This window comes from Deltaproteobacteria bacterium, from assembly GCA_018668695.1.
In the GTDB taxonomy this organism is placed as follows: Bacteria; Myxococcota; XYA12-FULL-58-9; order XYA12-FULL-58-9; family JABJBS01; genus JABJBS01.
The window spans coordinates 1-3,389 of record JABJBS010000033.1; the positions used below are offsets into that span (position 1 = coordinate 1).

Here is a 3,389-nt window from a genome sequence, read left to right on the forward strand (position 1 = left end):
ACGGGTATCTTGGGGTTCAGATTCAAAATGTTGCAGGTGAGCCTGTTGTACGGATGTCGATCCAAGAGGGTGTAAACGCGGGTGACACGATTGTTGAAGTCGACGGTGTGCCTGTAGCAGATTGGTATGCAGAAGCCATGAGCCGCTATTCTGCATCATCTGATGGTTACCGTTTCGTTCAAGCCACTTACGAACTCAAGGAAGTTTTTGGAACAAAGACGCTCAAGCTTCGAGCACCTGATGGTAGTTTAAGATACGAAACATTAGAGTCGATGGGCTGGGACCTAGACAGCCGGGTACCTTGGGGCGGAAGCTTTCGTGCCAATGGATTCATGGACGATATGGGCGCGGCTGATATTTTTTACTTAAACTTAAACGGCAACGTGACTACTGATTTGAATTTCCCTTGGGATACCGTGAATGCTCTAGATGACTCGGTCGATTTGATTTTAGATATGCGAGATTATCCAACGTTTGATATTTACGAATATGCACGCAACTTTCACACCGATTCATTCACGGCTCCGATTTTTGGACATCCTACTTGGAGAGGTCCGGAGCGTTTTGGGATTGTAGATGAAGTTTGGGCTTTTGAAGCAGGAGAAAACGTTTTCCAGGGCGATGTCGTGCTGATGGTTAGTAACAAGTCTGTTTCAGCGGCTGAGTGCTTCTCACAAATGATTGAATACTTGCCGAATGTGACTGTGGTGGGCCAGCCCAGTGCGGCCACGAATGGCACCATCACCAACGCGTGGTTACCTGGCCAGATTCAGATGACTTTCACTGGGATGCGATTACTCAATCCGGACCGTAGCGAGTTTCATGGTATCGGGGTCGTTCCAGATATTGAAGTGGTTCCGACGGCGGAGCAGTTCGCGGCCGGTATAGATCCAGAGCTGAGTGAGGCTGTTGATTTCTTGCAGGAATAGCAGAGGTCAGCGAGTCGCTGTTTTCCAGATGACCACGGTTTCAGTAAATTGAAGTGGCAGTGCAAAGAAGGAAGCATCTTCGATGGTGATTTTGCCTTTGATCTTGAAGAGGCGCTGCTTGGTTGAGACATCCTTAACCGTGATGGTTTTACCCTTTGCGCGGCCAGTCATCGTTATTGCGTTTTTCTCATTAAGAATATGAAAATTATTCTCGTCGACCAGTACGATACGGCATAGAACTCTGCCATCAGGATACATGACCGAAAAGCCATTGCCTGCGAACTCTACGGTGTGACGTAGGTTTCCTTCGGGGTCCAAGACTTTCATGTCCCGCTCACCCGTTTTTTCGGACCGCTGCCGAATGGTGTTTGCAGGGTCGAGAACAACCCAGCCTCCATTTTTTTTCGGTTGTAAGCTGAACCCGTTCATCCCGGGGCCTTTAAGCTTCCAGTCTTCGGTGCCATCCTTGGGCTCGATTTTATAGGTGGAATTCGGTCCTTGAACTCGGATTTCAGCGCCTTTAGCCGCTAAAGCTGGAGTTATCGCGGTGATAGCCATAAAAACGGCAAGTAGTAGGCCGTAGCTGTGTTTGGACTGTGTCAATAACTTCATTACTTCGCTCGATTCCCTCTAGGAACATTCTAATGCTCTAATGCCTTCCGTCGCAACTTTCCGAGGTGACGAAATTGAAAGTAAGCTTGCCTTGAGCGCTTTCCGTGAGGATAATTGTTCATGGATCGCCATGGTGCACCTGTTGTTTCAAAGGAGTACTCACATGCCAAGTCAAACCCAAAGCGTTCTCCTGATCTCCGAATCGGCTGAGGAAATCAGAAACTTTACCCAGATTCTGTTGGAAAAAGGTTACATTCTCAGGGGTACGGATGACTTCGACCCGAGTTCGGTGAACCAAGATATCGGTTTGGTCATCGTTGATTTAATTCGTGAAGATGGACGGGGGCTCGATATTCTCGCCGAGCTTGGCGCGGACTCCACCGGTTTTCACCTGCCAATATTGGTCATCGCAGGATTGGCGGACAAAGTAGCGCTGATTCAGGCCCTGGAGGCAGGTGTGACTGATTTCCTCTGGAAGGGATCCAGTTCAATTGAGATACAGGCGCGGATTGCCGCGGCTTTGCGAACCGGTGATTTGCAAAAAAGCCTAGCGAAGGCCAGCCGGCTGGATGCATTAACTGGTACCTGCTCGAAAACTCACATGATGGATATTCTGGAGCGAGAGTTTGAGCGGTCTCGCCGGTACAAGCGTTCGATCTCGTGCTTGCTGGTCGACATCGACGCATTCGAAGAGCTTGAGCAGACCTACAGCGCTGAGCAATCGAATGCTGTCTTGAAGCTCTTAAGTGAGGTTTTGCTCCGTACCTTTCGTAATGTCGATGATATATCGCGGTTTAGAAATAGTATCTTTCTCGTCTTGCTCCCGGAAACCAGCCCTGCGAATGCCATCATTGCGATGGATAGGGTCCGTTCTGCTCTTGAGTCGGTGACTGGCAAGGTGGCCGAGGTCATCGGTCATACCCAACCGGAGGGAGGGAGCTGGTCACTTTCGATAAGTGCCGGTATTTCCACTTATCCAGACGACGGGCTCAACTCTTATGCTGACTTAATTATGGCTGCAGAAACCGCTCTCTATGAAGCAAAGCGAAAAGGCCGAGGCGAGACCGCCAGCGCCAATTTTCAATAGATCATTTTCTTGTATTAACGACGACCAATCCTTCAAAAGTGTCAGAGGCCCTCCATACGCTTGAGCCAGAGATTGGCTACTGCGGGACCACCCGTTAGCGTCCTTTCCTGCCTGACGGTTGGAGAGGGCGCATCTCCTTAGAATACCAAGCTACAATACCCCACAAAACTGTCGGATGGCATGACGTCACTGCTTAAGTAGTGCGTGATTTCATGTCCTTGGGTGATTTCTCCTGGCCTTTGAGCTGCTTGCCAGCTGGCGATGGCTGCTCCAGGAGAGCAGGCGCTGAGGTGGTCTTGGGAATGTTTGAGTGCTTGGCTTGGTTGATTGGCCAGCATCGCATCGATAAAGCCTCGGTCGTTGATTTCTCGAACCCATTGTTGAGATGGGCTCCCGGTGCCCTCAGGCGTGAAATTATAGTTGGGCCCGTAATGCGTCAGGTCGGTAGATCCTATGAAGACTGCGTTGCGTCGATGGGTTCGGCAAAGCTCGGCAACGGCTGCACCTATCCCGAGGGCCTCTTCTGAAGCGGCGACGCCAAGCATCAATAGCTCTGCTTGAGCAAAGAAGTGTTTTACGAATGGCATATGAAGCTCCGCGCCATTATCTGGGCGGCCCGGTTTTTCTGGTTCTGACGCAATGCCAAGTTCCGCTTTTAACTCTTGTGCGATTGGCAGTGCCGTTATGAGGTTACCAACAGGGGTTTCCCAGGCATCTCCGCAGAAAACTGTGTTGGGGCCATAAGGGCCGCGGTGCCCACC

At 50.5% G+C, this 3,389-nt stretch carries 4 protein-coding genes; 2 read left to right on the top strand and 2 right to left on the bottom strand.

Features of this window, described 5'->3' with window-relative positions; genetic code table 11:
- Positions 1-929 (top strand): peptidase S41 (locus HOK28_01510; GenBank protein ID MBT6431736.1); only part of this gene is annotated, 929 nt, incomplete at its 5' end.
- Positions 930-935: 6 nt separating this feature from the next.
- On the opposite strand, the gene HOK28_01515 is transcribed toward HOK28_01510, so the two are convergent.
- Positions 936-1,541 (bottom strand): hypothetical protein, encoded by a 606-nt coding sequence (locus HOK28_01515; GenBank protein MBT6431737.1) that lies wholly within the window; start codon positions 1,539-1,541, stop codon positions 936-938.
- A 163-nt stretch (positions 1,542-1,704) separates the two neighbouring features.
- On the opposite strand from HOK28_01515, the gene HOK28_01520 reads away from it, so the two are divergent.
- Positions 1,705-2,628, top strand: a complete 924-nt coding sequence (locus HOK28_01520) for a diguanylate cyclase (GenBank protein MBT6431738.1) — start codon at positions 1,705-1,707, stop codon at positions 2,626-2,628.
- Positions 2,629-2,765: 137 nt separating this feature from the next.
- On the opposite strand, the gene amrB is transcribed toward HOK28_01520, so the two are convergent.
- A partial coding sequence (gene amrB, locus HOK28_01525) for an AmmeMemoRadiSam system protein B (protein MBT6431739.1) occupies positions 2,766-3,389 on the bottom strand: 624 nt, incomplete at its 5' end.

Coding starts and splice junctions, on each gene's coding strand:
- HOK28_01515 (MBT6431737.1), bottom strand. CDS start 1,541: ATGAAGTTATTGACACAGTCCAAACACAGCTACGGCCTACTACTTGCC.
- HOK28_01520 (MBT6431738.1), top strand. CDS start 1,705: ATGCCAAGTCAAACCCAAAGCGTTCTCCTGATCTCCGAATCGGCTGAG.